This window comes from Candidatus Phaeomarinobacter ectocarpi (assembly GCF_000689395.1).
GTDB classification, from domain to species: Bacteria; Pseudomonadota; Alphaproteobacteria; order CGMCC-115125; family CGMCC-115125; genus Pyruvatibacter; species Pyruvatibacter ectocarpi.
Map to the genome: position 1 here is coordinate 3,221,318 of NZ_HG966617.1, position 22,699 is coordinate 3,244,016.

The window sequence follows — 22,699 nt, forward strand, 5'->3', positions numbered from 1 at the left end:
GTTTTTGCAAATCAGGCTGCAGCGCTACTCGGCAGCAGCAACCTTGTCCTGTGTCTTGGTGTCAAAATCACTGGCATCGTGCCGCTCATGCAGCTGCGATTCCGGTGCGCCAAATACACGGTTGACCATGCGGCCACGCTGAACGGCCGGCCGGTCTCCCACGAGATCCATCCAGCGTTGAACGTTTTTGTATTCCTGTGTCTGCAGGAATTCCGCAGCGTCATAAGCAGCATTCGCCACCACAGCGCCATACCAGGGCCAGATGGCCATGTCGGCAATCGTGTAGTCCTTGCCGGCCATGTACTCATTGTCCGCAAGGTGACGATCCAGCACATCAAGCTGGCGCTTCACTTCCATGGCGAAGCGGTCAATCGCGTATTCGATCTTGATGGGCGCATAGGCATAGAAGTGTCCAAAGCCACCGCCAAGATACGGCGCGCTGCCCATCTGCCAGAACAGCCAGGACAGGCACTCTGTTCGCGCCACGTGTTCCGTGGGCAGGAACTCACCGAACTTTTCAGCCAGGTACAAAAGGATGGATCCGGATTCAAACACCCGCGTCGGCGGCGTGGTGCTGTGGTCCATCAGGGCGGGGATTTTGGAATTGGGGTTGGCCCCCACAAAGCCGCTGCTGAATTGCGCGCCTTCACCGATATTGACCAGCCACGCATCATACTCGGCACCGCTATGACCCTTGGCCAGCAGCTCCTCAAGCATCACCGTGACCTTCACGCCGTTGGGTGTGCCCAGGGAGTAAAGCTGCATGGGGTGCTTGCCGACCTGCAGATCCTTGTCATGGGTGGACCCGGCAATCGGACGGTTGATGTTCGCAAAACGGCCACCGCTTTCCTTGTCCCATGTCCAGATTTTTGGGGGTACGTATTCATTGGTGTCGCTCATGGCGCGCTCCCTTCGGTTTGGTTCTTCATATGCATATCTTCAATGTTGCCCGTATGTGATCACGCCTCGGCGCAGGCGTCGAGCAAGCTTTCACTGACCAAGGTGAGGGTCCGGACGCCCGATTTCAAATCACGAGATGGACTCCACAGGGAAAACCCACGAGACTCCGCCACATCAAAAAAACACAAGCGCGCTCGTAAAATGAGTGCAGGGGGAAAAAATGATCTGGATTGCCCGTATCGCCGTCGGCCTCGTCTTTGCATTTTCACTGCTTATGGGTCTGCAGACCTTTTTCACACCTGAAGCCTCAGCTGTAACGCTTGGCCTTGGCACCGCCCTGCCGGACCTTGGCATGAACACCTTCCGAGCCGACATAGGTGCATTCTTTCTGGCAGCTGCCACGTTTGCGGGCCTTGGCCTATTTGCCGGCCGCACCGGTGCAATCTATGGGGCAGCCCTTCTCTATGGCCTTGCTCTGATCGGTCGCATCCTGGGTGTTGTCATGGATGGCGCGCCAGCTGGCGTGGAAACGCCCATCATCATTGAAGCTGTGCTTGTGGTGTTACTTGTTTTCGGCGCCAGAACCCTCGGCCGACGCTAACAATCCTGGCGCGTGCTGCCCCCAATGGGCGGCACGCGCTGATTGCATCTCCCACATATGATTCCGTTGGACGTGCGCCTATTATAATGACAGTATAAATGCCATTAACGCATGTCATTAAATTATATCGCATTGATGGAGCCCGTTCCCATGCGCACCGGAACTCGAAAACCACGCTCTAAGACCCGCGCCCTTGTGGCAGCTGTTTTGGGCGTCAGCCTTGTCTCATCAGGGCCTGGCATATCTGCAGCACTCGCTGATACCACTGCCGAATCCAGTGCAAAACAGCCCAATATCGTCGTTATTCTGGTGGACGATGCGGCGCTGATGGATTTCGGCGCCTTTGGCGGTGAAGCCGCCACACCGAACATTGACGCGCTGGCAGAGCGCGGCGCGATGTTTACCCAGTACCGGACATCTCCCCTGTGCGCGCCCACCCGCGCCATGCTTCTCACAGGGATCGACAATCACAAGACCGGCGTGGCCACCATCCCGGAAGTGATCCCCGACGAGCATCGCGGCCAGCCAGGCTACACCCTGTCTTTGGAGCCCGGTGTACTCACGATCGCAGATCGCCTGCGGTCGGTCGGCTATCGCACATTGATGAGTGGCAAGTGGCATCTAGGTCATACCGAAGATGAAATGCCCCAGAACCACGGCTTCGACCGGTCACTTGCCCTGGCCGCATCCGGTGCCGACAACTGGGAAGACAAGTCGTTCATGCCGTTTTACCACGAGGCACCGTGGTACGAGGACGGCAAGCCATACGACCTGCCCGAGGATTTTTATTCCTCAAAGTATCTCGTCGACAAGATGATCGACTATCTGGACACGACGGATGCCAGCAAGCCGTTCTTTGCCTATCTGCCGTTTCAGGCCATCCACGTTCCCGTTCAGGCACCTGCCGAATTCACAGCCAACTACAAGGGCACCTTCGACGAGGGGTGGCATGTCATGCGTGACACACGCTACCAGCGCGCCCAGGAACTTGGCCTGATTCGCGAAGGAGCGCCCATCGCGCCCATGCCGGCAGACAGCCGCGACTGGAACAGCCTGAGTGAGGAAGACCGCGCACTCTACGCGGCACGCATGGAGGCCAATGCCGGCATGCTTGAGGCCATGGACTTCCACATCGGCCGCTTCATGGACCACCTGAAAGACGCAGGCACCTTCGACGACACGATTTTTCTGGTGACGTCGGACAATGGGCCGGAACAAAACCGTGGTGACAACAGCGCAACCCTCGCGCTCTGGATGCGCTTCAATGGCTACCATGTGGACCTGGAAGGCATGGGCGAAATTGGCAGCTGGGGTTTCATCGGCCCGGAATGGGCCAACGCAGCTGCATCCCCCGGTGACCTGTTCAAGTTCTACACAACAGAAGGCGGCATCCGGGTTCCGCTCATCATCTCCGGGCCCGGCGTCGAACCCATGCGCATTGACTCACCCGCCATGGTGACCGACCTGACGCCGACATTGCTGGATCTTGTTGGCGCTCCCAAAACAGCCTTGGCAGACGACACCGTGTCCATGACCGGACGCAGCCTCTTTCCTGTTCTGACAGGCGCCGCAGACAGCGTGTACGGCGAAGATGATATTCGCGCTTTGGAGGTTTCCGGCAACTCGGCGCTCTACAAGGGCGACTACAAGATCACCCGCAACAACCCGCCCGCCGGCGACAGCCGCTGGCGCCTGTTCAACATGGCAGATGATCCCGGCGAGACCACGGATCTGAGTGAAAGCCAGCTGGAAATCATGCGGGACATGCTGGCAGCCTTCGATGCCTATTCAAAAGAGATGGGCGTTCTGGAGATGCCCGCGGGCTACGACACGGTCCAGCAGATAACCAGAAATACCGGCACGAAGATCTTTCAGCGATATGGCTGGCAGATCACAGTGGCCGCCCTTGTGGTCCTGGCACTGATCGCCGGGGCACTCTTTGGCACGTGGCGGGTGCTGCGCAGCCGCACGAGCTAGAAGATCGCAGGAGGCCCGCCATGCACGTCTATGGCTGCAAGATTTCGTACTACACCGGCAAGGTAGAGACCTATCTGCGCTACCGGTCCATTCCCTATGACTACTCACCGACCGTGGGGAACGAGCGAAAGCTGATTGAAGGCGCCGGTGTCGTGCAGATGCCGGTTGTGCAGCATACGGATGGTCGGTGGATGACGGATTCCACACCCATCATCGCAGCACTGGAAGCAGAGCAGGATCAGACAACAATCTACCCCGATGATCCGGCATTGCGGTTTGCCGCCCTGCTCATTGACGACTACGCCGACGAGTGGCTGTGGCGTCCCGCCATGCATTACCGCTGGAGCTACGCCGCCGACCGTCGGTATGCCGCACACTCCCTGTATGAAGACCTGATCAAAGGCACCCGACGCCTGCCAGCCATTTTCGCGCGCCGGTTTTTGACCCGTCGCCAGCTTGGCAACTTCGTGCTGGGAGATGGGGTGACGGAGCAGACCTGGGACCACGTGGAGGGTGCCTATTTCAACGCGCTTGATCTGCTGCAGGCCATCTTTGAAAAGCGTCCCTTTATCCTTGGCGAAACACCAACCATTGCCGACTTCGGCATGATGGCGCCGATGCTGCGGCATTTCAGTCAGGACCCGACACCAGCCGAGATCATGCGCACGCGCGCACCGGCTGTGTATGAGTGGGTGGCGCGCATGTGGAACACCAAGGCGCAGCCGGGTGACACGGGCATCATCAGCGAAATCGATGAGCCTCTCGCAGCGCTCCTCGTGGAAGCGTCTGAAACGCACCTGGCCCAGCTTCGCCAGAATGCGGATGCAGTAACCCAGGGTCTTGCCCGTTACGATCAGACCATTCAGGGCTGCGACTACAAGCAGGTACCATCGTCCCGCTATCGCGTGTGGTGTCTTGAAGAACTAAGGCGTGAATGGACAGAGCTGGCGGCAGACGCGCAGGAAAATCTGAAGCGCTTCCTGCCATCAGAGGCATCCATACTGTGGGAGGAAGCGTCGTTTGCGCCATCCAACTACGACCCGGAGCGTCAGGCGCCCTTCAACAAGGCGATCAACGTGTTCGGCAAGGGCCTGCCACCGAGTTAGGCGTTGCCCAGCGTTTCCTGGATCATGTCTGACAGACCCAAAGCCATAGGGCCGGCAATGCTGCTCTTGGGCTTGGTGTCCGCCTGGTGCTGAAGGCAGGGCCCGAAGCAAGCCTTGAAGTCATCCCGGGCGTGCTTCTCCAGAATGGCCGCAAGCGCATCAGCTGGAATTTCTTCAAGACGCATCCCGAACAGATCAAGTCCGGCCCCAAAATGCACCATGGCAATTTCGGGTTGGCATTTGTTGGCGATACCTGCGGATGTATGCAGCGCAATCGCATCATGCACCAGCGCGGCACGTTCCTCGGCCTGTCCGTTCTGCAAACAGAAGTCATGCGCCAGTCCGGCTCCCACCCACTCAAATGACCCTGGATCGTCAGCATGTTTTTCTGACAGGCCAAGATCATGAAGAATGGCCGCCAGGAAAAAAATTTCCCGATCCAGCTTCAGGCCGTCCCGCGCGGCGAGCAATGCCCCAAAGCAATAGGTCCGATACGAATGACGGATGATGAAATCCGGACACACGGCTTCAGCGGCCGCAACAGCACGAACGGCAATGTCACTGTCCGGTACCTTCCAGTCATCCGGCACCGCGTCGTTCAGCTTCCTGAGGCCCAGCCTCAAAGCCAGAGAGCGGGCACGCCCGCGCAGACCAGACCGGATGAAACGTGACATGAGGACAGGCTTTGCCGCGCGTCCGGGGTCTTGCACCAGGGTCATGCGTCCGCTCCTTCAAAGGCGTTGTTGCGGGTGAACACGTAGAGAATGAGGTTCCACGCATCGAGGACCAGACTGACGCCCATGGTGACGACCACATAGGCGAGCCAGATGCCAAAAGCGCCCACGGCACCTTCCGTCATCAACACCTCCAGCAGCAGCGGGAAGAGCGGCAACCAAACAATGTGCACAAGGCTGGTCAGGCGGCTGAAGGGGGAGCGTTTGTGGATTTGTGCAGCGACCACGACCGAGAAAACACTCGTGGCCAGCACCAAGGCCGCTTCGTACCGGCCAATGAATACAAGCCCGCCAACCACGTGCGGAATGTTGAGTGCCGGCCCCCAGATACGCAGAAAGGGCGACACACGATTGAGGTCTAAAATCATGTTCCGGGCATCTTTGACAAAACCAATCATCGCGACATCCTGCTTGTTATTTATGTACCATTCCGCATAATAATGACCAACAAAGCGCCGTCGTCAAGAATTATATGCGAGTTAGTACATAATGTCCGTCCGTCCGGCCCGTGGCCGCCCCCGCAAGTTCGACAAGGAAGAAGTGCTTCAGAAGATCCTCAAGGAGTTCTGGATCAAGGGATTTGCTGCGACATCGCTGGATGATCTGTCAGCCGCAACCGGCCTGACACGGCCAAGCCTTTACGCGGCCTATGGCAACAAGACACAAATGTATCTGGCCGCGCTGCGGAGTTTCGTGGGGCAGATGTCCGACAATGCAATGCCCGCATTGTCAGGTGCGGGCGACCTGCAGTCCGCGCTTGAAGGGTTCTATCAAGGAGCCCTCAACGTCTATTTTGGAACCAGAAAGCAGGCGCTTGGCTGCCTTGTCTTCACCACCGCCATTGCTGACGTGGCGTCCGACACGCAGATCAAAAAGGCCGTGAGCGGATTTGTGGAGGGTCTCGACGCAGCCTTGGCCCAGTGTATCCATTCCCATGGACCGCACCTTGAGGCCGCGCAGACACACTCTCTCGCCCGGCACGCAAGCGGCATGTTGATGAACCTGGCCACCCGAGCACGTGCCGGTGCAAAACGCGACGCCCTCGATGAGCTGGCGGCCTCTTCCGCTGCATTGATTGCGCAGGCCGCCGTAACGCAGCAGGGAGACTAACCTGCGTCGGGACTGTCTGGATGCAGGCGGCACTCAATCTCATGCGCGGCAAACATCGCCTGCTGGACGCGTTCATCGGCGTAGTCATCAACGGACCCGTGCAGGGGCAGTTCCAGCGCCACCACATCTCCCTGCCCGTATTCGCCGGTCTTGTCGCGCACCACTTCCGCATCGAACAGTTTGAGCAAGGACAGCATCTTGCGGTTTTCCCGCTGCACGATGGCGGTGAGAACCTTGATGCCTTCACGCTGTGCCAGCGTCGCCATGACAGCAATCAGCAACATGCCCAGACCACGCCGCTGATAATCATCGACGACAGTGACAGCGATTTCGGCCTTGTCCTGCTCATCGGCATTGCGAATGTATCGGGCAACAGCGGCGGGCACCTCCTGGTCGGTGCTCATATCAAGCACACCGATTGCCTCATGGTCATGATGGTCAATGACGGTGAGGTGCTGCATCAGCACTTCGGGGATGGTCTTCATGCCTGAAAGGAACCGGAAGTACCGCGACTGCGGAGACAGGTGGTCTAACCCTTCGGCAATCAGCTTGCGATCTTCCGGGCGCACCGCACGAATGCACACAGGCGTGCCGTCCCTCAACTGGAAGGGGACAAAGGACGTGTCGTCATCGTCAGCGTTGAGATCTTGCATCGATAGCTCCACACAGCTTGCGTCCGGTGCATAAAGACAATGCCTCCGTCAGCGTCTACGACAAAGCCGCCCCAGCCTAACACTTTACCCGGCCCGCGTATCACATGACGGTCGAGCCCGCGGTCCGGATGGGGTACAGTTTCCTCTACATCCTCTTTCGCAAGTACCGCACATGTCGAGTTTCACGCATTCAGAAGACGTTTTCAGTTTCCTCGCTCAGGCTCAAAAGGCGGGGCGACAGACGGCACTTGTTGCCGTGACAGAAACTGTCGGCGGCGGCCTACGCGCACCCGGCGCTCTGATGGGCGTCGATGAAGACGGCGGTCATGCAGGCTATGTATCCAATGGGTGTGTGGATGCGGATGTGATCCTCAATGCACAGCAAGCCATCACCGATGGCAAAACGCGTTTGCTGACCTACGGGGCAGGCTCCCCATTTTTGGACATAAGGCTGCCCTGCGGCGGCAAACTGAGCATGATCGTGGTGCCATCACCGGACCCCGACACACTTCGCTGGGCACTCTCGCAGCTGGAGGGACGACGCGCTGCAAGCCTGACCGTGTCAGATGCCGGAATTTCCATATGCAACGACATGCCCGAGGAAACCCATTGGGCTGACGACACGCTTCACCTGCGCATCGTGCCCAAACTCAGGCTGCGTATTGCCGGACGCGGAGAGGAGTTGATTGCGCTCGGCAAGCTGGCCGCAGCGGCTGACTTCAGCGTTGTCATTCAGTCCCCGGACGATGTCACCCTGGACAGAGCCGCCCAGTCCGGCCTCACCTGTGATCGATTGACCACCACCCAGTCACTGCCAGCTCTGGCCGATGATGAATGGACCGCCTTCGCGCTGATGTTCCATGATCAGGACTGGGAAATCCCGCTCGTGCAGCAAACCCTTGCAGGGCCTGCCTTCTGGCTCGGCGCTGTCGGCAGCCATCGCACACACCAGGTCCGGTGTGAGGCCCTGCGGGATGCCGGTGTTTCAAAAGAAGGCGTGCGGCGGCTGAAAGGCCCCATCGGCCTGATACCGCGCACACGCGATGCCTCCATGCTGGCCGTGTCGACGCTGGCGGAGATCGCGGGCTGCTACAAGGACCTCGAGGCGTGAATCTGAACCGCGTCGCCGCAGTCATTCTCGCCAGCGGCTTCTCTCAGCGATTTGGGTCTGATGACAAATTGCTTTCCGACCTGAACGGACAGCCTCTGGCGGCACACAGCGCCGCCCTGGTGTCAGCGCTGCCGTTTCACAGTGCCACCGCCATTGTTCCTGCAAACAACACCAGGCTCATACAGCTGTACGATGACGCTGGGATTGAGCCGGTCCAGAACCACAATGCCGACCTTGGGCAGGGCGCATCCCTGGCGCAGGCCATCGACCACATCAAAAATACCCCGGTGGACGCAGCACTGATCCTGCTCGCCGACATGCCTTTTGTGACAGCAGCACATCTCAAGAAACTGGCCGACCGCATGGATGACCGCGACGCTGTGGCCAGCAGACACGGTGATGTGCCGCAACCTCCCCTTCTGTTCGCCCGCTCAACGTTTGAGGCGTTGGCAACACTCAGCGGCGACAAGGGCGGCAAGGCCTTTCTGGCAACACTCAGCAACACGGCGTTTGTCGACATGGCCGCGCGCGAGGCAACGGACATCGATACGCCAGAGGCCCTCGCACAGGCAGTGGCTCAGGCACAAACTTCGGTGGATTAGCTACTCGGCAGCCGCCGATGACGGACACGGCGCACCGGCGCTCTGCCATTCAAGCAGAAAGGCCACCGTTTCGTTTGCACTGTGCGGTGCAGGCTCGCGACCTGGTCCCGGCGACCAGCCCCAGGCAACAAGCTCGTCATTGCCCACATGGTCAGCCACTTCTTCAACGGTCCGGCCGCCATTGCGCTCCGGGTCTTTTATCTGTTCGCAGATTTCAGCAGAGCTCTTTTCCCACCAGACCATTTCAACCGGCGCAAGCGCCCAGTGCGGTGCGCCGGGAGCGCCACCGGGGAACGGCAGGTTTTGTTTGGTGTGGCATGCGCTGCATGGCAAACCGGCGGCCCGCTTGCGGGTATCATCCGCAACAATGCTCATGCCGTGATACGGGCCCTTGGTGCCGTAACTCGGCCCGGACCAGCGCGGCTTGTTGTCATCCGGCACATGACAGTTGACGCAGCGCGGATGCGAGAAAACCTCATACGCCTTGTCCCAGGCCGCAAGCCCCTCTGCTTCAGAGGCTTGCGTCTGCGCGCCTGACATCGTGGCGGTGAGCATGGCGAAAGCGCCGACGGACAACACCGCCACAAATGTCAGAACACGGAGCATATAAACGTCCCCTAGACCGAGTAGGACTGGCCGGCAAGCGGCAGCTTGCGCGGACGGATACCAGTTGCATTGAACACCGCATTGGCAACAGCCGGCCCGATTGGCGGCGTACCAGGTTCACCACCACCACCGATGTCATCGGGATTGCCGTTGATGATCTCAACAACGATCTCCGGTGATTCATACATCCGCAGCATCTGGTAATCGTGGAAGTTGCTTTGCTCCACCGCTCCGTTGCGAATGGTGATGTCGCCATAGAGTGCCGCGGTCAGACCGTAGATGATGCCGCCTTCCATCTGCGCTGCAAACCCGTCCGGGTTCATGGCGTAGCCAGGGTCGGCACAGCAATAGACTTTCTTCACCAGCGGAGACCCGCTGCTCATGTCTACATCTGCGACCATGGCAACGATCGTGTTGAACGACCGTACAAGGGCGACACCGCGGCCATGATTGGCAGCCGTTGCACTGCCCCAGCCCGACATCTCTCCGGCTTTCTTGAGAACAGCTGCAAAGCGCGGCGAGTTACCAAGCATCGACATGCGGAACTCAAGTGGGTCCTTGCCTGCCGCATGGGCCATCTCATCCACAAAGGACTCAACAAAGAACCCATGCTGGCTGTGATCAACAGACCGCCATGCCCAGAAGGGAAGCGGCAATTCCACGTCGTTCACCGCACGAATGCGCTGGGATGCAATGTCGTAATAGGGCACGTAGGCCGCATCAGCCGGGTCGTTGTGGAACAGGAAGATGTTGTCCCAGCTTAGCGGCTTACCGGTCTCATCCAGACCTGCCTTGAAGCGGCTGGTCGTCGCGTTGCGATAGGCCGACTTCTGCGTGTCTTCTTCACGCGACCAGATCATCTTGATCGGCGCATCGACTTCCTTGGCGATGCGAGATGCCATGGTCACCATGTTGGCGTCGGAACGACGACCAAAGCCACCGCCCATATGGGCCAGATGAACTGTCACATCATCGGTGCTGACGCCAAAGACGTCAGCCGCCGCGGAACGACAGCGCAGGGGACTTTGAGTACCGATCCACACTTCCGCTTCGCCATCATGGAACCAGACCGTGCAGTTGATCGGCTCCATTGCGGCGTGGGCCAGGAACGGAACCTGATACTCAGCTTCAACCTTGGTGGCAGCTGACGCAAAGGCGTCCAGCACGTCACCTTCATCAACCAGACCGTCACCACCTTCGTCGCCCGCATCGTTCAATGCAGCATCAAAGATCTTGAACATGCCCGCCTGGTCGAGGTTGTCCGTCGGTGCTGACGTGTAGGTCGCCGTGACCGTGTTGATGGCCTGTTGCGCGTGCCAGTAGCTGTCGGCAACAACGGCAACAAATTCACCCAGATTGAGCACGTGCGTCACGCCGCGCATGCCGCGGGCCTCTGCATCATCAAGGGTGGCAACCTTGGAGCCAGGCACGGGAGCAGCCAGCACAGCTGCGTAGCTCATCTTCTGACCGGGGATCTTGGCGTCGATGCCGAACATCGCCGTGCCATCAACCTTGGACGGAATGTCCAGCCGCGGCGCCGGTGTGCCCATCAGCTTGAATTGGTCAATTGACTTCAATGTGGGCTGGGCCGGCACGCTCTGCTCAGACGCAGCGACAGCAAACTCGGCATAGGTCGCCGACTTGCCACTCGCCTTATGGAACAGCTGGCTCTTTTCAGTGGTGATCTCGGACGCCGGAACGCCCCAGCTGTCAGCCGCAGCGCCAATGAGCATCTCGCGGGCTGCCGCACCTGCGACGCGCATGCCCTTTTGGCCGGTAGAGCGGACCGAGAAGCTACCGCCTGTCAGATACAGGTCCATGGAGCCTGCGAGCAGCTGAAACGCGCCGTCAATTGTCGGCTCAAGAAGTTCACCCAGGTCAAGACCCGGTGCCACAAAGTGACGGGCCATTTCGCCAGACACATAGTCGCCATTGGCCGGTGCGGACATGACATTCATCTTGTCCCAGTCGGCGTCCATCTCGTCAGCCAGCATCTGCGCCATGGTGGACAGAGCGCCCTGCCCCATATCGGTGTGCGGCGTGATCGCGGTGACCACGTTGTCTTCACCGATCTTCACCCACGCATTGACCAGCTGTTCGCCGTCAAAGGCTGCGTCTTTCGCAAGATCACCAACCGGATTGCCCGGACGGATGGCAACGCCAACCACCAGAGCCGTACCACCTGCCAGACCTGCGCCAATAAATCCACGACGGGACCACTTGTTCATAATGTTCGCTCCCCTTACGCGCGCGCTGCGGCTTTGATGGCCGCGCGGATGCGTGGATAGGTACCGCACCGGCAGATATTGCCGGACATTGCAGCGTCGATGTCTTCGTCAGTCGGATCAGGGTTGTCGCGCAGAAGGGCTGCAGCAGACATCAGCTGACCGGACTGGCAGTAGCCACACTGCGGCACCTGCGCATCGATCCAGGCCTGCTGAACCTTGGCCAGTTTGCCATCGGTGTCCGGCAGACCTTCAATGGTGGTGATTTCCAGACCTTCCGCAGCGGAGATCGGCGTCGAGCAGGAGCGGATGGGCACCCCATCAAGATGCACGGTGCACGCCCCACAGAACGCAATGCCACACCCAAACTTGGTGCCGGTCATCTCCAGGTCCTCACGGACCACCCACAAAATGGGCATGTCCGGATCAACATCCAGAACCTCAGGTTTGCCGTTAATCGTCACATTGATCATGGGTCAGAATCCTCCCGACACCCAGCACGGGCGGCACGCGCACCACACGCACGCCTAAGCCCGCCTACCAAAACAGATTTTAAATATGACCTTAAGTCATCTACGCCGCCGCGCAACACTATTTTGGCTGAATTGGTCACAATTCAAGAGCAGGCCACCAGTCAATAATGAGAGGCATTTTTAATAGGCCGCGTGTGAGGTGTTTAGCTCGTAATTCAGGCCCACCAAGCCACTGCATCTATTCCCAATTTCTCCAGAAGACACCATTTGGAATACTCATCAGACTTCTAGGGTAGTGCTTGCTGGCGAATTCGGATCAACTGGCCTGGCAATTGGAGATGGTATTCAACGAGAGCTTCAGCGTAATGAGCGATTGGGTCTACATCTCTATTGTTGTCTTGCTAACACTAGCAACTGCATCAATGCGCATCTTAGCCCAGAAGCGGCCACACCTTAGAAACCGGTTGCTGCTTGTATCGATACTCACAGTATCATTCATGGGTGTCTTATTCAGTCAGAGCGTTCGAGAAGAATTTGCGATCTCCAACAACTACTTGATCGCCATGCTCATCCTTGTCTCCCTTTTCCATGCCGCATGGCAGGTCGGGAAAATAAGCAATGTTCAGCAGGGTCCCTAACTTGCCGTGCTGACCTCATGAAAAAGCGTGTTGCACAGCCTGCCTAGTTGACCCAGATGGGCGAGGACCAGGCCAGTTCCGTTGTTGTGGCTGGAACACCCTCTGGCGGCGTCAAACCCAGTCGCAGACTGTCATAGGTCGACCATCGGCAGGTCGGGTTCTGGATGACACGGGCGTAGTAGAACGCCTTTTGACCTTCCACATAGGTCTCATCCGTCCATAGGCTGCTCAGCTGAGCCGCGCCGCCATCCGCATCAAAAGCACAGTCAGCAAGATCCACATCCGCAGATGTATCAGCACATCTTTTGGTCTCCGCATCAGGCTGCCGACCACCGCTGCACGCCACATCCATCACCAGTTCGCGGGTCTCCCCATCCTCAACCCAGCCTTTGATGATCTGAACCTTGTCCAGAGGCGCATCAATCGGGTCCTTGAGGGCCTGCACGAGGAAGGACGGCTTTTCGCCGGTCGCACCCTCAATCGCCCCACCCATTGGCACCCCGGACTGGTAGGCAGCCGCGATGGATGGAGACTCTGGATCTACCCCATCGCCAAAGCCAAAGCTGGCAAAGAACCGAAGGCCAATGCGTGTCCCGCTGGTGGCATAGACTTCCTTGCGCTTCATGGCGTCAAACAACGCATCCCGCGTGTTTTCCTCTGCCCAGACAGCCGCAATGCCACCCGGATTGCGCTTGAGCGCACTACGGCCAGGCCGACCCGGAGCAAGACGTGATTTGGCAGACCCCACAAACACCGCAGCCGCGCCGCGAAAATCCCATTCTTCAGCATCGCCCGGATTGGAATTGTGCGTATCCGTGCTGCCGATCAGGCCAACTGCCAATGGATTGAAACCAAGCTCTTCATCCAGCGTCAGGCCTTTTTTCAAACCGTCGCGGACCATTGAGGTTGGTCGGATGCATTCAATCTCGTCGTCTGTTTCGCAGCGTGGCAAAAACTGCTCGATGGCACACTCTTCGTCTGTAGTGCCCATACCCAAGGCGCATTCCGAGTTGCCCTTGATCTGGAACATCTCCACCAGCGGCTCCAGGCGTTGCCGGGTGGCCCAGTTCTCAGCCGTGTAAACATCGCCATCAATGGTCTGACCGGCAAAGGCCAGTCCCCACGATTTGTTGGGGTTGTGCGGAATGGTCAAAAACTCGCACGGGCGGTCACAGCCAGCTTCAAGTTGTTCCCAAAGGTCAAACTCTGACAGGGCATCAAATGCAGAGACAGCGTGAGACGGCACATCTCCATTCCGGAATATGACATTGCGGTGCATCTTGCCGGTGCCTTCCAGCGGCGGAGAATATTCATAAGCCGCAAAGGCCGTGAAGCGGCCCGGTTCATTGTGCTGATCGGCCATGTCCACGACGTGTGCCCATGTCGCCTCCATGTAGCTGCGCTCTTTTTCAGGATCTTCGATAGCAAGCGCGAAGGCTGAAACCGGCGGGCGCTGAGCCCCCTGCCGCCGCAGCTCCAAAAAGAGTTCGGCGCTGGGCTGCTGAACTGTCTTGCACAATTCCTGCGTTGCTTCATTCCGGTTGACGTCGTCGCAGGCCTCCGCCAGGCCGAACCCTTCGGCGTGATCAGTGATGGCTGCAAAGTCCAGGGGGCGGGTGAGCTGCATCAGCTCTCCGGTCGGGCCTTCCATCGCTTCGCCTTTTGCAAACCGGTAGGACTCATCCACCGAGAGCCGGTTGCCAAAGAGATAGGCATCGAAGGACAGGGTGGAGTGGGTATGCAGTTCACCGAAATAGACATTGCGCAGCTCGCTCCGCTCTGAATAAGCCGCTGGCATCACATCAGGTTGGTGAAAGGCGTCTTCATTCTGCGCGGCAACATCGGCGCGCATCTGAGCGATGTCTTCTTCTGAGAAAAGCGGGGCCTGCAAATAGGCCTGGACCCCCAGGTAGCCGGCACCCGCAATCACCGTCAACAAAGCCGCACCAATGGCAATCTTTTGTGAGCGTCCCATCATGTCCCCCGGGCGTTTTTTTTGGAGTTGCCCCGCCGACAACGATCCAGTTGCATGGGGGTGACTACATTTGTTCAGCTCATTCTAGGAGCCAGATGGAACAATTGCACCCCGATCCGGCAACTCAGCCAGCGACACACCGATTCCGATTCCCAATTTGCGACCAGCCTGTCATAGGATGGGGCCAACACAACAAACACGCCCTTGCAGGCGGGCACCAGGAACAGGAACGATTGACCATGCTGAAGCTACTCGGATTTCCGGCATCGAATTACTACAACATGGTCAAGATGGCTTTGATGGAAAAAGGTGCCGAATACGAAGACGTCCGCGTCTATTCCGGAAGCAGCGACGAGTTTCTCGCCAAGAGCGCCATGGGCAAAGTTCCCGCTCTCGAAACATCCCAAGGCTCCCTGAGCGAAACAAGTGTGATCCTGGATTACATCGAAGACACTGTTGAGGGTCCATCATTCTATCCAGCCGATCCCTATGAACGCGCCCGCGCCAGAGAACTCGTCAAATTCTCGGAACTCTATCTTGAGTTGCCTGCACGGCGGTGTTTCGGCGAAGCCTTTTTCGGCACAGGCCCCGTGTCACAGGAAGTCAAAGACAGCGTGCGCCCGGTAATCGAAAAAGGCTGTGCTGCCATCAAGCGACGGGGAAGCTTCTCGCCCTATCTGGCAGGCAATGAGATCACCTACGCAGACATGGTTTTCCTACACTCATTCCCCATGGCACAGGGCGTGGCAAAGATCGTGTTCGACTGGGACCTGTTCGAAGACCTGCCCGAAGCCGCAGCTCTGCTGGAACTTCTCAACGAGCGCCCAACCGTAAAGACGATCGTCGCGGATACCGCAGAAGGCATGAAAGCGTTCCGCAAGAACTACGGCATGAAGGACTAGTTGCCGGTTTGCAGATCAACTGACGGCGTCGGAGCAGGAAACGATCCGGTCTCCTGTGCATGAAGGTCGGGTAGGAAATCCGCCAGCGTACCCATCTCCTCAATGGCATGCACCATCAAGGCAACGGCATCCGCTTCACTGATCGCAAGTCTGCGCGCAAGGTAAGTATTGCCGAAAACGCCCTCAATGGATGTGACGCTGTCGTTCCCTTCGCGGCGCGCGACATGACCCATCCAGAAACGGCTGCGCATTTCCGCACCGAACGCTGTGTCGCGAACGATGTGACACATCCTCGCGACATAAATCGGCGTTTCCAGAAGACCGACACGCGCGCAGACTGCGACATCACCCGGCTTGAGATCTGCATCCGCGAGGATTTCCTCCGGCGGCACAAACTGGATGCGTAGCTTTACCAGTTCGGTCCCGATGTACTCGTGCACCAGATGGCTGGCGCCAACATACGCGCCGGGCACTTTGTTTTCCCAATCCATCCACACATGTGCCGTCGGGTGCCAGCGTTTGTAGTGCTCTGTGGTCTGCAGATAGTCGGCAAACCACCAGCGCACCATGTCGGCCTTCACGTCGGGCATGCGTGTCAGGGCTGACACTTGATACACACCATTCGGCTGACGCTGAACCCCGGTTTCTGTGGACATGTAGCCATCGCCAAGAACGCCCTTGCCGCTCGGCCCCCCGGAGAACGGCGGCCAGCCAAACGCCGCCACGATCAGCGCTGCAAGAGCTACCGCCCCAAAGATCCACTTGTTCATGCCTCGCCCCCACACAATGAAGTGCGCGTCTCGTCACGGTATCATCTAGAGCGGGTGCAACCGCACGGGCACGCTTGCGATCCCGCGAATGAAATTGTTCGACAAGCGCTCCACCTCCCCCACGACCTCAACTGTGTGGAAGCGCTTCATGATCTCTTCCCACAAGACACGAAGCTGCATCTCCGCCAGCCGGTTGCCCATGCAGCGATGAACACCAAAGCCGAATGACACATGCTGACGGGCATTGGGGCGATCAATGATCAAACGGTCCGCATCAGGAAACACCGCCTCGTCGCGATTGCCGGACAGGTACCACATAACCACCTTGTCGCCTTTGCGAATGGTCTTGCCACCCAGCTCCACATCCTCAAGTGCCGTGCGCCGCATGTGGATGACCGGCGTCTGCCAACGCACGGTTTCGGCCACCATGTTGGGAATAAGGGCGGGGGTGTCGCGCAGCTTCTGGTATTCTTCAGGGTACTGATTAAGCGCAACCACGCCGCCACTGATGCTGTTGCGTGTCGTGTCATTGCCGCCAACGATGAGTAGGATGATATTGCCCAGCATAAGGAGTGGATCTTCGCTCAGATGTTTCGTCGCCTCTCCATGCGCGAGCATCGACACGAAATCAAACTTGGGTGGCTGCGCAGCGCGTTCCTGCCACAGTTGATAGAAGGTCGTTGCACACTCGATCAACGCATCCCGCCGCGCACCCATGTCATTGGCTTCCCCCGTGACCTTGGGCACAGCCGTCGCGACATCCGACCAGCGGATGAGATCACGCCGCCGCTCGTAGGGAAAGTCGAACAGGGTGGCCAGCATGCGGGCAGTCAGTTCCACCGACACCCGGTCCACCCAGTTGAACGTCTCGCCAACAGGCAGGTTATCGAGGATGTCGGCCGCCCGTTCGCGGATCAGGGGCTCAAGCTCTGCCAGGTTCTTGGGCGCAACAGCCGGCGAGACGGCCTTACGCTGGGTCGCGTGCTTGGGTTCATCCATCGATATGAAGGAGGGGTCGCGCATGAGCTGCTCCCCATCCAGGGGCTGCGGATCAACAATGGCGATGCCACCTTCTTCAGACGAAAACACCTTGTGGTTCGCGTCCACCGCCTTGGTCATGTCATGGCTCGTGACCGACCAGAAAGGACCGTTTTCACTGTCTGCGAGATAGTGGACCGGCGCTTCTGCCCGAAGCCGCGCGAACCACGGCCGCCAGGTGTCGTTCTTGAAAAGATGCGGCTGGGAAACATCCAGCTCCGCGAGCGGAATGTCATTGACATCGATGGCACCGTTCGGGCTCGTCTGATTGGCCGTTGTCATCGCTGGGTCCTCATCTCGCAAAGAAGCTTTGGGAAAAGTGACGTACAGCATGGCTGACGCGGAGGCCTTGCGCAATCCAGCGGTGACAGCCGCGCCCGTCAGCAGGTCAAAACAATTGTCCCACAGTTTGGAAGGGCGTCCGCCTCCGCCTGCCGCACGGTTGGCTGGCCAACAAGGCGATCGGCAAGCCAGTCCAGATCCTGTCCGATGGTACCCGTGCGATTGCTCAGCGGTACAGGAGGAATGGATGTCACCGTGTCGCCGCGCTGCTCCGCAATGGCAAACCGGAAGACGTAGCTCGGCGTAAGGCCCATGCGCAGATCAGAGACAACAATCTGCTCGCCTTCCAGTTCGGCACGATAGTAGCCACGGCTGAACCATTCGAGCTTCTGGAACGCGTCGTTATCGCCCAGCCCCGCCACCAGCTCCGGGTGCCGCGGATGGGTGTAGATGCGCGGCTCTGACTCATCATCCAGCAGCGAGAGATAGAGATTGTGGTACCGGTCATCTTCCATCCCGATGACTTTCCACACCACTGTGTTGAGCGGCCCGGCAATTGCAAAGACACGGTCCGCCTCAATGCCGGCTTTGGCAAAAATAGCCTGTGCTCGGTTTTCGATGTGGGACTGCAGAACCACACTCAGCCCCATATAGGCCGTGGTGAACAGTAGCACCGCAGCGAGCCCGTTGCGCAAGCGCAGGGACCACTGTGAGCGCGCCAGGGCCCAGATGACGACCCCGACAATCGGCAATGTATACAGAGGGTCGATGATGAACAGCGAGCCGACCCCGACGGGGTCCTCGAAAAACGGCCAGAACAGCCGCGTGCCATACACCGTGATGCCATCAATAAGCGCGTGGGTCGAAAAGCATAAAAAGACCGTCAGCCAGACCATCCAGCGATGGTCTTTGAGCGCCTTGATCGTGCGCACAAGCAGCTCACCGATGACCGGCGCTGCGACCGCGTGCACGAACAGGGAATGCGTCCATCCGCGATGCAGCACAAAGGCATCCACCGGGTTGTCGAATGGCAGAAAGACGTCCAGGTCAGGGATCGTTCCCAGTGCACCACCCAGAAGAGCGGCTTTGCGTGGACCAAGCGTCTTTCCCAGACACACAGTGGAAACAGCTGCACCCAGCGCGAATTGTGTCAGCGAATCCATTCGGTTGAACTGTCCTTTGGGATCGACGGCAGCGCAGGCAGGATAGCCGCGCCCTTAGGAGGGCCTGTCGCAAACAGCATGTGGATGCGACGGCTGCGATAGTCAAGAAAAGCGATGTACGCGGAGAGATACATCCACAGGCGCTCATGTCCAGCCGCGCCACACATACGCGCCGCGCTGACACGGCCCTTGCCCATCATGTGGGGCTCAGCGCAGTATGCGCTATCCCGAAATTGGCGCTCCGTGATCAATCCCGGATGCGCGCCGACGCGAGTTGGAAACACCTGCAACCATTCAACTCGGCACCGCTCTCACTATCGAACCAAAAACACTCCCGGAGGAAACACACGTGCAAGATCAAAACCCCGACCTATTCAATCTCGCCATGTCTGAAAAGGCGCGTCCATTGATGGACGCCGTTCAGGCCCATATCGACCAGAATGTCGTTCCCATCTCTGACGAGTTCAACGCCCTCGATGCCGAAAAGGAAGACCGTTGGACCTGGCACCCACGCCAGCTCGAATTGCTCGACGGCGCCAAGGCGAAAGCCAAGGAGTCCGGCCTGTGGAACTTCTTCCTGCCGGATTCCGAGTTTGGTGAAGGTCTGTCCAATCTCGACTACGCCTACATCGCGGCCGAGCTTGGCAAGTACCCGCTTGCCTCAGAGACCCTGAACTGCAGCGCACCGGATACCGGCAACATGGAAGTGCTGGAACGCGTCGGCACCGCCGCACAGCAGGAGAAGTGGCTGAAGCCATTGCTGAACGGTGAAATCCGCTCGGCCTATGCCATGACCGAGCCCGGTCTGCCATCGTCTGATGCCAAGAACATTTCCACCAGCGCCGTGCTTGAAAATGGCGAATGGGTGATCAACGGCGAGAAGTTCTACATCTCCGGCGCCGGCGACCCGCGCTGCAAGATCATGATCGTCATGGTGAAGACCAGCCCGGATGCGGCACCGCACAAGCAGCAGTCGCAGATCCTTGTGCCCAAGGACACGCCGGGCGTTGAAATCCTCGAAGGCATGGAAGTGTTCGGCGAGGATCATGCCCCACGCGGTCACATGCACATCAAGTTCAACAATGTGCGCGTGCCTGAAGAAAACATTCTGCTGGGCGAAGGCCGTGGCTTTGAAATCTCACAGCTGCGCCTTGGACCAGGCCGCATCCATCACTGCATGCGCTCCATCGGCAAAGCCGAAAAGGCCCTGGAACTGATGGTGCGTCGCGGTGCCACGCGCGATGCCTTCGGCAAGCCACTTATCAAGCTGGGCGGCAATCTCGAAAAAGTGTCGCGCGCCCGCATCGAGATCAACGCCATGCGCCTTGCTGTATTACAGGCCGCCAAGGCCATGGACGTGCTGGGCAACAAGGAAGCCCGCGTCTACATCAGCGCCGTCAAAGCCATGGTGCCGGAGAAGGTCTGTCAGATCATTGATGACGCCATCCAGATCCACGGCGCCACCGGCGTCTCCCAGTGGACACCGCTCGCGTCTCTCTATGCAGACATCCGCCACCTGCGCTTCGCAGACGGTCCCGACGAAGTGCACCACATGGTCGTCGGCCGCGCCGAAGTGCAGGGCTATGATCTCTGGTAGAGCCCTTTTGCAGAGCAAAAATTGGGTATCGTTCGTTGCCGAGAGGCTTTGTATAGGCCTCTCGGCAACACGCGAGAGACAACGCTCCGGTCGAAGACAATGAAAATTGAGACGCGCACAGATGTCGCTGGAATGCGCTGCACCGCCCACTTCAGCGACGATGAAATTTATCGGTACTATCTTGAATGGCGGTGGAGTAACGATCCGTTGCTGGTTGTTTGCATGCTGAATCCTTCAACTGCCACGCATGAAATCATGGACCCCACCATTCGCGGCCTAATTCGCAGAGCCGACGCATGGCGATACGGAGGAATTGCTGTTGTGAACCTCTTCGCATATCGCTCAACTTCACCAAAAGTGATGAAAAAGGCGCCAAATCCTGTTGGACCAGACAATGATGACATGCTGGTTTGCGTTTCCGAGGCCACTGGTAACACGCTTCCGATAGTTGCGGCTTGGGGCAACCACGGCAGGTTTCAAGAGCGAGACAGCAAGGTCTTACAAATGCTCAAAAGACCATTTTCCGCCTTCGCGTCGAACGCCAATGGGACGCCGAAACACCCGCTCTATGTACCGCGCAGTTTGCAACCGTCTGATTGGTACCGGCCCTCGCATTGAGGTTCGTTACGAACACGCCCTTTCATGGCTTTTGCACCCATTGCTCAAATGATGGCCAAGCAAAAATCACAGCGACAATTGCGAAAGCCAGACCGAAGACGGTCGCTGCACCCATTGCAACCGCTGTAACTGTTGTCACTCTTGCTGAAAGTAGTGCGACGCGATCAGACAGCGCCTGCAAAGAATGCGTTTCACGCGCAACCTCAGAAATGAGCTTTGAGGGAATCTCAAGTTGCGCCGGAACGTTGTCCCTAGTCGTTTTCGTGTAGATAGGGTCCTCGTCGCCAACAAGGTCCGCGATCCACAAGAGGAAAAGGTCATCGCCTCTCGATAAATGAATCGGGGAAGGTCCTGCATTAAAAACTGAGTAGATTAGTTTTCCAGTGAACCCAGGATCAACGTGAAAGCCAGAAACGTTTATGAGGCCTTTGAATTTTGTTCCGGACTTCAGGGAGATAAATCCCATCGTGCTTGGAGGAATCTTGACAGTCTCTTCTGTCAACAAGAAGGCAAACTGCCCAGGCGGAATAACGAAGTCTCCTCCACGCGCTCGATACCATTTGCCGAACGCAGGCATTAAATGAGGTTGCGGGAATTCCAGTTTTTGCTTCGTATTTTTTCGCAAGTCAAACCCATGAGAAGGCGTGACATAGGCTTCAGCACCCATGCGAAGAGTGTACGCAGAGCAATCGATCTGTTTTTTCTCAAAACCATCAACTATCTGAAGTCGCGGTCCGTCATACGCTAATTTCGCACCGCTCCAGAAAGCCATGACTCAAAGTCTCTCTTCGAGTTTCTCGTAGAAAATAGACTTTTGCTTTACCGGCCTAAGGCGAGCCTCAGATACTTCTTCGAAATCCCAGCCCCTATCCGCAAAGACATCCAATGCACCGCCAACAATTCTGGCCACTTGCTCAGAGATGGTCGGGCGAAATGGAAAGTCTTCCATGTGATCCATTTTTTCACATGCACCAGCCATGCGCCCTGAGGTAATAATCAGTGTCCGGACAAAATCCGGATTTTTGCCAACAACATTACTTTTCAGAGAATCAGCAATCCGCTCATTTAGGAAATTGGACGTAGAAATTCCGATGATGAGGGCATCAGTCACAAGCCGTTTGAACTCGGTCTCAGCTGGCTCTTCACAAAGCTCACCAGCATACTTGGCAAAATGTAATGCCATGTGCTTCAAGCGGCTCTGAATATCAAGGCGCACAATCTCGCGATGATACTTTTCATCATGCTGGAATTGTTCCCACTGCAACCGGTCAAGCATTGCAGCATCCAATCGGACGGCACTTTCTTGCGTTGCTGTGACGGCTTTCAAAGCCATGGATATTCACTCCGTTGAGAAGCCCCAAAGCTCCTAGCGCAAGCGCTCTTGGCAGACATTCTTATCATTTGATTATGCCATAAAGTCGTTTGGAATCAATATGATTCCAGTACTGCCGCTACATCGCATTTTCAAGCCAACGCTCGTCCAACTCCGTTCGAACTAGAATCGAAACTGCATGGTCAATCGGCAGCCCAGCGTTCTCTGCCAGGTCGCTAAGTCTCAACTTCAACTCGTCATCCAACAAGCGTGTCGTCACGCGCCTCCGGGTGCTGCTGGAAACGG

The 22,699-nt window shown here is 57.8% G+C and carries 22 protein-coding genes; 9 read left to right on the forward strand and 13 right to left on the reverse strand.

All coding sequences use genetic code 11. From position 1 onward, the window contains the following. Positions 1-24 precede the first annotated feature (24 nt). Positions 25-900 carry a glutathione-dependent disulfide-bond oxidoreductase gene (gene yghU / locus BN1012_RS15435; RefSeq protein WP_043950278.1) on the reverse strand — a complete coding sequence of 292 codons (876 nt, stop codon included), beginning with the start codon at positions 898-900 and terminating at the stop codon, positions 25-27. A 220-nt stretch (positions 901-1,120) separates the two neighbouring features. On the opposite strand from yghU, the gene BN1012_RS15440 reads away from it, so the two are divergent. The 3 genes from BN1012_RS15440 to BN1012_RS15450 all read left to right on the forward strand — a co-directional run bounded on the left by BN1012_RS15440 (position 1,121) and on the right by BN1012_RS15450 (position 4,584). Then, positions 1,121-1,501, forward strand: coding sequence for a DUF4345 family protein (locus tag BN1012_RS15440; RefSeq protein WP_043950279.1), 381 nt, complete (start codon positions 1,121-1,123; stop codon positions 1,499-1,501). Between the two features lie 150 nt (positions 1,502-1,651). After that, on the forward strand, positions 1,652-3,478 hold the full coding sequence (locus tag BN1012_RS15445) for an arylsulfatase (protein ID WP_081826528.1): 1,827 nt from the start codon (positions 1,652-1,654) through the stop codon (positions 3,476-3,478). Positions 3,479-3,498: 20 nt separating this feature from the next. Further along, a complete protein-coding gene (locus BN1012_RS15450; protein WP_052535477.1) occupies positions 3,499-4,584 on the forward strand; it encodes a glutathione S-transferase family protein in 1,086 nt (361 codons plus the stop codon). On the opposite strand, the gene BN1012_RS15455 is transcribed toward BN1012_RS15450, so the two are convergent. Continuing rightward, the gene (locus BN1012_RS15455) at positions 4,581-5,303 is read right to left on the reverse strand and encodes an HD domain-containing protein (RefSeq protein WP_052535480.1); all 723 of its coding nucleotides are present in this window, start codon (positions 5,301-5,303) and stop codon (positions 4,581-4,583) included. The genes BN1012_RS15450 and BN1012_RS15455 overlap by 4 nt on opposite strands. After that, on the reverse strand, positions 5,300-5,716 hold the full coding sequence (locus tag BN1012_RS15460) for a hypothetical protein (protein WP_043950280.1): 417 nt from the start codon (positions 5,714-5,716) through the stop codon (positions 5,300-5,302). Before BN1012_RS15460 ends, BN1012_RS15455 begins: the two co-directional genes overlap by 4 nt. A gap of 91 nt (positions 5,717-5,807) precedes the next feature. Here BN1012_RS15460 and BN1012_RS15465 point away from each other — a divergent pair, with 91 nt between their 5' ends. Beyond that, entirely contained in the window at positions 5,808-6,428 is a 621-nt protein-coding gene (locus BN1012_RS15465; protein WP_043950281.1) for a TetR/AcrR family transcriptional regulator, read from the forward strand. Here the strand turns inward: BN1012_RS15465 and BN1012_RS15470 are convergent. Then, positions 6,425-7,081: a GNAT family N-acetyltransferase gene (locus BN1012_RS15470; RefSeq protein ID WP_052535481.1), complete on the reverse strand. Its 657-nt coding sequence runs from the start codon at positions 7,079-7,081 to the stop codon at positions 6,425-6,427. The two genes, BN1012_RS15465 and BN1012_RS15470, sit on opposite strands and share 4 nt — an antisense overlap. Before the next feature lie 172 nt (positions 7,082-7,253). Between BN1012_RS15470 and BN1012_RS15475 the strand changes: the two genes are divergently transcribed. Further along, positions 7,254-8,192 carry an XdhC family protein gene (locus BN1012_RS15475; protein ID WP_043950282.1) on the forward strand — a complete coding sequence of 313 codons (939 nt, stop codon included), beginning with the start codon at positions 7,254-7,256 and terminating at the stop codon, positions 8,190-8,192. Next, a complete protein-coding gene (locus BN1012_RS15480; RefSeq protein ID WP_043950283.1) occupies positions 8,189-8,794 on the forward strand; it encodes a nucleotidyltransferase family protein in 606 nt (201 codons plus the stop codon). The genes BN1012_RS15475 and BN1012_RS15480 overlap by 4 nt, the downstream gene beginning before the upstream one ends. Here the strand turns inward: BN1012_RS15480 and BN1012_RS15485 are convergent, their stop codons facing one another. The 4 genes from BN1012_RS15485 to BN1012_RS15505 all read right to left on the reverse strand — a co-directional run bounded on the left by BN1012_RS15485 (position 8,795) and on the right by BN1012_RS15505 (position 14,711). Then, positions 8,795-9,400, reverse strand: coding sequence for a hypothetical protein (locus BN1012_RS15485; protein WP_043950284.1), 606 nt, complete (start codon positions 9,398-9,400; stop codon positions 8,795-8,797). Positions 9,401-9,411: 11 nt separating this feature from the next. Continuing rightward, positions 9,412-11,628 carry a xanthine dehydrogenase family protein molybdopterin-binding subunit gene (locus tag BN1012_RS15490; protein ID WP_043950285.1) on the reverse strand — a complete coding sequence of 739 codons (2,217 nt, stop codon included), beginning with the start codon at positions 11,626-11,628 and terminating at the stop codon, positions 9,412-9,414. Positions 11,629-11,642: 14 nt separating this feature from the next. Beyond that, a complete protein-coding gene (locus BN1012_RS15495) occupies positions 11,643-12,098 on the reverse strand; it encodes a (2Fe-2S)-binding protein (protein WP_043950286.1) in 456 nt (151 codons plus the stop codon). Positions 12,099-12,779: 681 nt separating this feature from the next. Beyond that, the gene (locus BN1012_RS15505; RefSeq protein WP_043951221.1) at positions 12,780-14,711 is read right to left on the reverse strand and encodes a DUF3604 domain-containing protein; all 1,932 of its coding nucleotides are present in this window, start codon (positions 14,709-14,711) and stop codon (positions 12,780-12,782) included. A gap of 239 nt (positions 14,712-14,950) precedes the next feature. Between BN1012_RS15505 and BN1012_RS15510 the strand changes: the two genes are divergently transcribed. After that, positions 14,951-15,613, forward strand: coding sequence for a glutathione S-transferase family protein (locus tag BN1012_RS15510; RefSeq protein ID WP_043950288.1), 663 nt, complete (start codon positions 14,951-14,953; stop codon positions 15,611-15,613). Here BN1012_RS15510 and BN1012_RS15515 read toward each other — a convergent pair. The 3 genes from BN1012_RS15515 to BN1012_RS15525 all read right to left on the reverse strand — a co-directional run bounded on the left by BN1012_RS15515 (position 15,610) and on the right by BN1012_RS15525 (position 18,866). After that, positions 15,610-16,383 carry a DAPG hydrolase family protein gene (locus BN1012_RS15515; protein ID WP_052535483.1) on the reverse strand — a complete coding sequence of 258 codons (774 nt, stop codon included), beginning with the start codon at positions 16,381-16,383 and terminating at the stop codon, positions 15,610-15,612. The genes BN1012_RS15510 and BN1012_RS15515 overlap by 4 nt on opposite strands. A gap of 45 nt (positions 16,384-16,428) precedes the next feature. Continuing rightward, on the reverse strand, positions 16,429-17,703 hold the full coding sequence (locus BN1012_RS15520; RefSeq protein WP_043950289.1) for a cytochrome P450: 1,275 nt from the start codon (positions 17,701-17,703) through the stop codon (positions 16,429-16,431). 98 nt (positions 17,704-17,801) lie between these two features. Further along, on the reverse strand, positions 17,802-18,866 hold the full coding sequence (locus tag BN1012_RS15525; protein ID WP_043950290.1) for a metal-dependent hydrolase: 1,065 nt from the start codon (positions 18,864-18,866) through the stop codon (positions 17,802-17,804). Positions 18,867-19,251: 385 nt separating this feature from the next. On the opposite strand from BN1012_RS15525, the gene BN1012_RS15535 reads away from it, so the two are divergent. Together BN1012_RS15535 and BN1012_RS17450 are read left to right on the forward strand one after the other, a co-directional pair. Next, a complete protein-coding gene (locus BN1012_RS15535; RefSeq protein ID WP_043951223.1) occupies positions 19,252-20,463 on the forward strand; it encodes an acyl-CoA dehydrogenase family protein in 1,212 nt (403 codons plus the stop codon). A gap of 99 nt (positions 20,464-20,562) precedes the next feature. Continuing rightward, on the forward strand, positions 20,563-21,081 hold the full coding sequence (locus BN1012_RS17450; protein WP_197538318.1) for a DUF1643 domain-containing protein: 519 nt from the start codon (positions 20,563-20,565) through the stop codon (positions 21,079-21,081). A gap of 22 nt (positions 21,082-21,103) precedes the next feature. Here BN1012_RS17450 and BN1012_RS17160 read toward each other — a convergent pair whose 3' ends face one another. Together BN1012_RS17160 and BN1012_RS15550 are read right to left on the reverse strand one after the other, a co-directional pair. Continuing rightward, entirely contained in the window at positions 21,104-21,853 is a 750-nt protein-coding gene (locus BN1012_RS17160; RefSeq protein ID WP_052535485.1) for a dCTP deaminase domain-containing protein, read from the reverse strand. Between the two features lie 3 nt (positions 21,854-21,856). Further along, a complete protein-coding gene (locus BN1012_RS15550) occupies positions 21,857-22,414 on the reverse strand; it encodes a hypothetical protein (RefSeq protein ID WP_043950293.1) in 558 nt (185 codons plus the stop codon). Positions 22,415-22,699 lie beyond the last annotated feature (285 nt).

Coding starts and splice junctions, on each gene's coding strand:
- yghU (WP_043950278.1), bottom strand. CDS start 900: ATGAGCGACACCAATGAATACGTACCCCCAAAAATCTGGACATGGGAC.
- BN1012_RS15440 (WP_043950279.1), top strand. CDS start 1,121: ATGATCTGGATTGCCCGTATCGCCGTCGGCCTCGTCTTTGCATTTTCA.
- BN1012_RS15445 (WP_081826528.1), top strand. CDS start 1,652: ATGCGCACCGGAACTCGAAAACCACGCTCTAAGACCCGCGCCCTTGTG.
- BN1012_RS15450 (WP_052535477.1), top strand. CDS start 3,499: ATGCACGTCTATGGCTGCAAGATTTCGTACTACACCGGCAAGGTAGAG.
- BN1012_RS15455 (WP_052535480.1), bottom strand. CDS start 5,303: ATGACCCTGGTGCAAGACCCCGGACGCGCGGCAAAGCCTGTCCTCATG.
- BN1012_RS15460 (WP_043950280.1), bottom strand. CDS start 5,716: ATGATTGGTTTTGTCAAAGATGCCCGGAACATGATTTTAGACCTCAAT.
- BN1012_RS15465 (WP_043950281.1), top strand. CDS start 5,808: ATGTCCGTCCGTCCGGCCCGTGGCCGCCCCCGCAAGTTCGACAAGGAA.
- BN1012_RS15470 (WP_052535481.1), bottom strand. CDS start 7,081: ATGCAAGATCTCAACGCTGACGATGACGACACGTCCTTTGTCCCCTTC.
- BN1012_RS15475 (WP_043950282.1), top strand. CDS start 7,254: ATGTCGAGTTTCACGCATTCAGAAGACGTTTTCAGTTTCCTCGCTCAG.
- BN1012_RS15485 (WP_043950284.1), bottom strand. CDS start 9,400: ATGCTCCGTGTTCTGACATTTGTGGCGGTGTTGTCCGTCGGCGCTTTC.
- BN1012_RS15490 (WP_043950285.1), bottom strand. CDS start 11,628: ATGAACAAGTGGTCCCGTCGTGGATTTATTGGCGCAGGTCTGGCAGGT.
- BN1012_RS15495 (WP_043950286.1), bottom strand. CDS start 12,098: ATGATCAATGTGACGATTAACGGCAAACCTGAGGTTCTGGATGTTGAT.
- BN1012_RS15505 (WP_043951221.1), bottom strand. CDS start 14,711: ATGGGACGCTCACAAAAGATTGCCATTGGTGCGGCTTTGTTGACGGTG.
- BN1012_RS15510 (WP_043950288.1), top strand. CDS start 14,951: ATGCTGAAGCTACTCGGATTTCCGGCATCGAATTACTACAACATGGTC.
- BN1012_RS15515 (WP_052535483.1), bottom strand. CDS start 16,383: ATGAACAAGTGGATCTTTGGGGCGGTAGCTCTTGCAGCGCTGATCGTG.
- BN1012_RS15520 (WP_043950289.1), bottom strand. CDS start 17,703: ATGACAACGGCCAATCAGACGAGCCCGAACGGTGCCATCGATGTCAAT.
- BN1012_RS15525 (WP_043950290.1), bottom strand. CDS start 18,866: ATGGATTCGCTGACACAATTCGCGCTGGGTGCAGCTGTTTCCACTGTG.
- BN1012_RS15535 (WP_043951223.1), top strand. CDS start 19,252: ATGTCTGAAAAGGCGCGTCCATTGATGGACGCCGTTCAGGCCCATATC.
- BN1012_RS17450 (WP_197538318.1), top strand. CDS start 20,563: ATGAAAATTGAGACGCGCACAGATGTCGCTGGAATGCGCTGCACCGCC.
- BN1012_RS17160 (WP_052535485.1), bottom strand. CDS start 21,853: ATGGCTTTCTGGAGCGGTGCGAAATTAGCGTATGACGGACCGCGACTT.
- BN1012_RS15550 (WP_043950293.1), bottom strand. CDS start 22,414: ATGGCTTTGAAAGCCGTCACAGCAACGCAAGAAAGTGCCGTCCGATTG.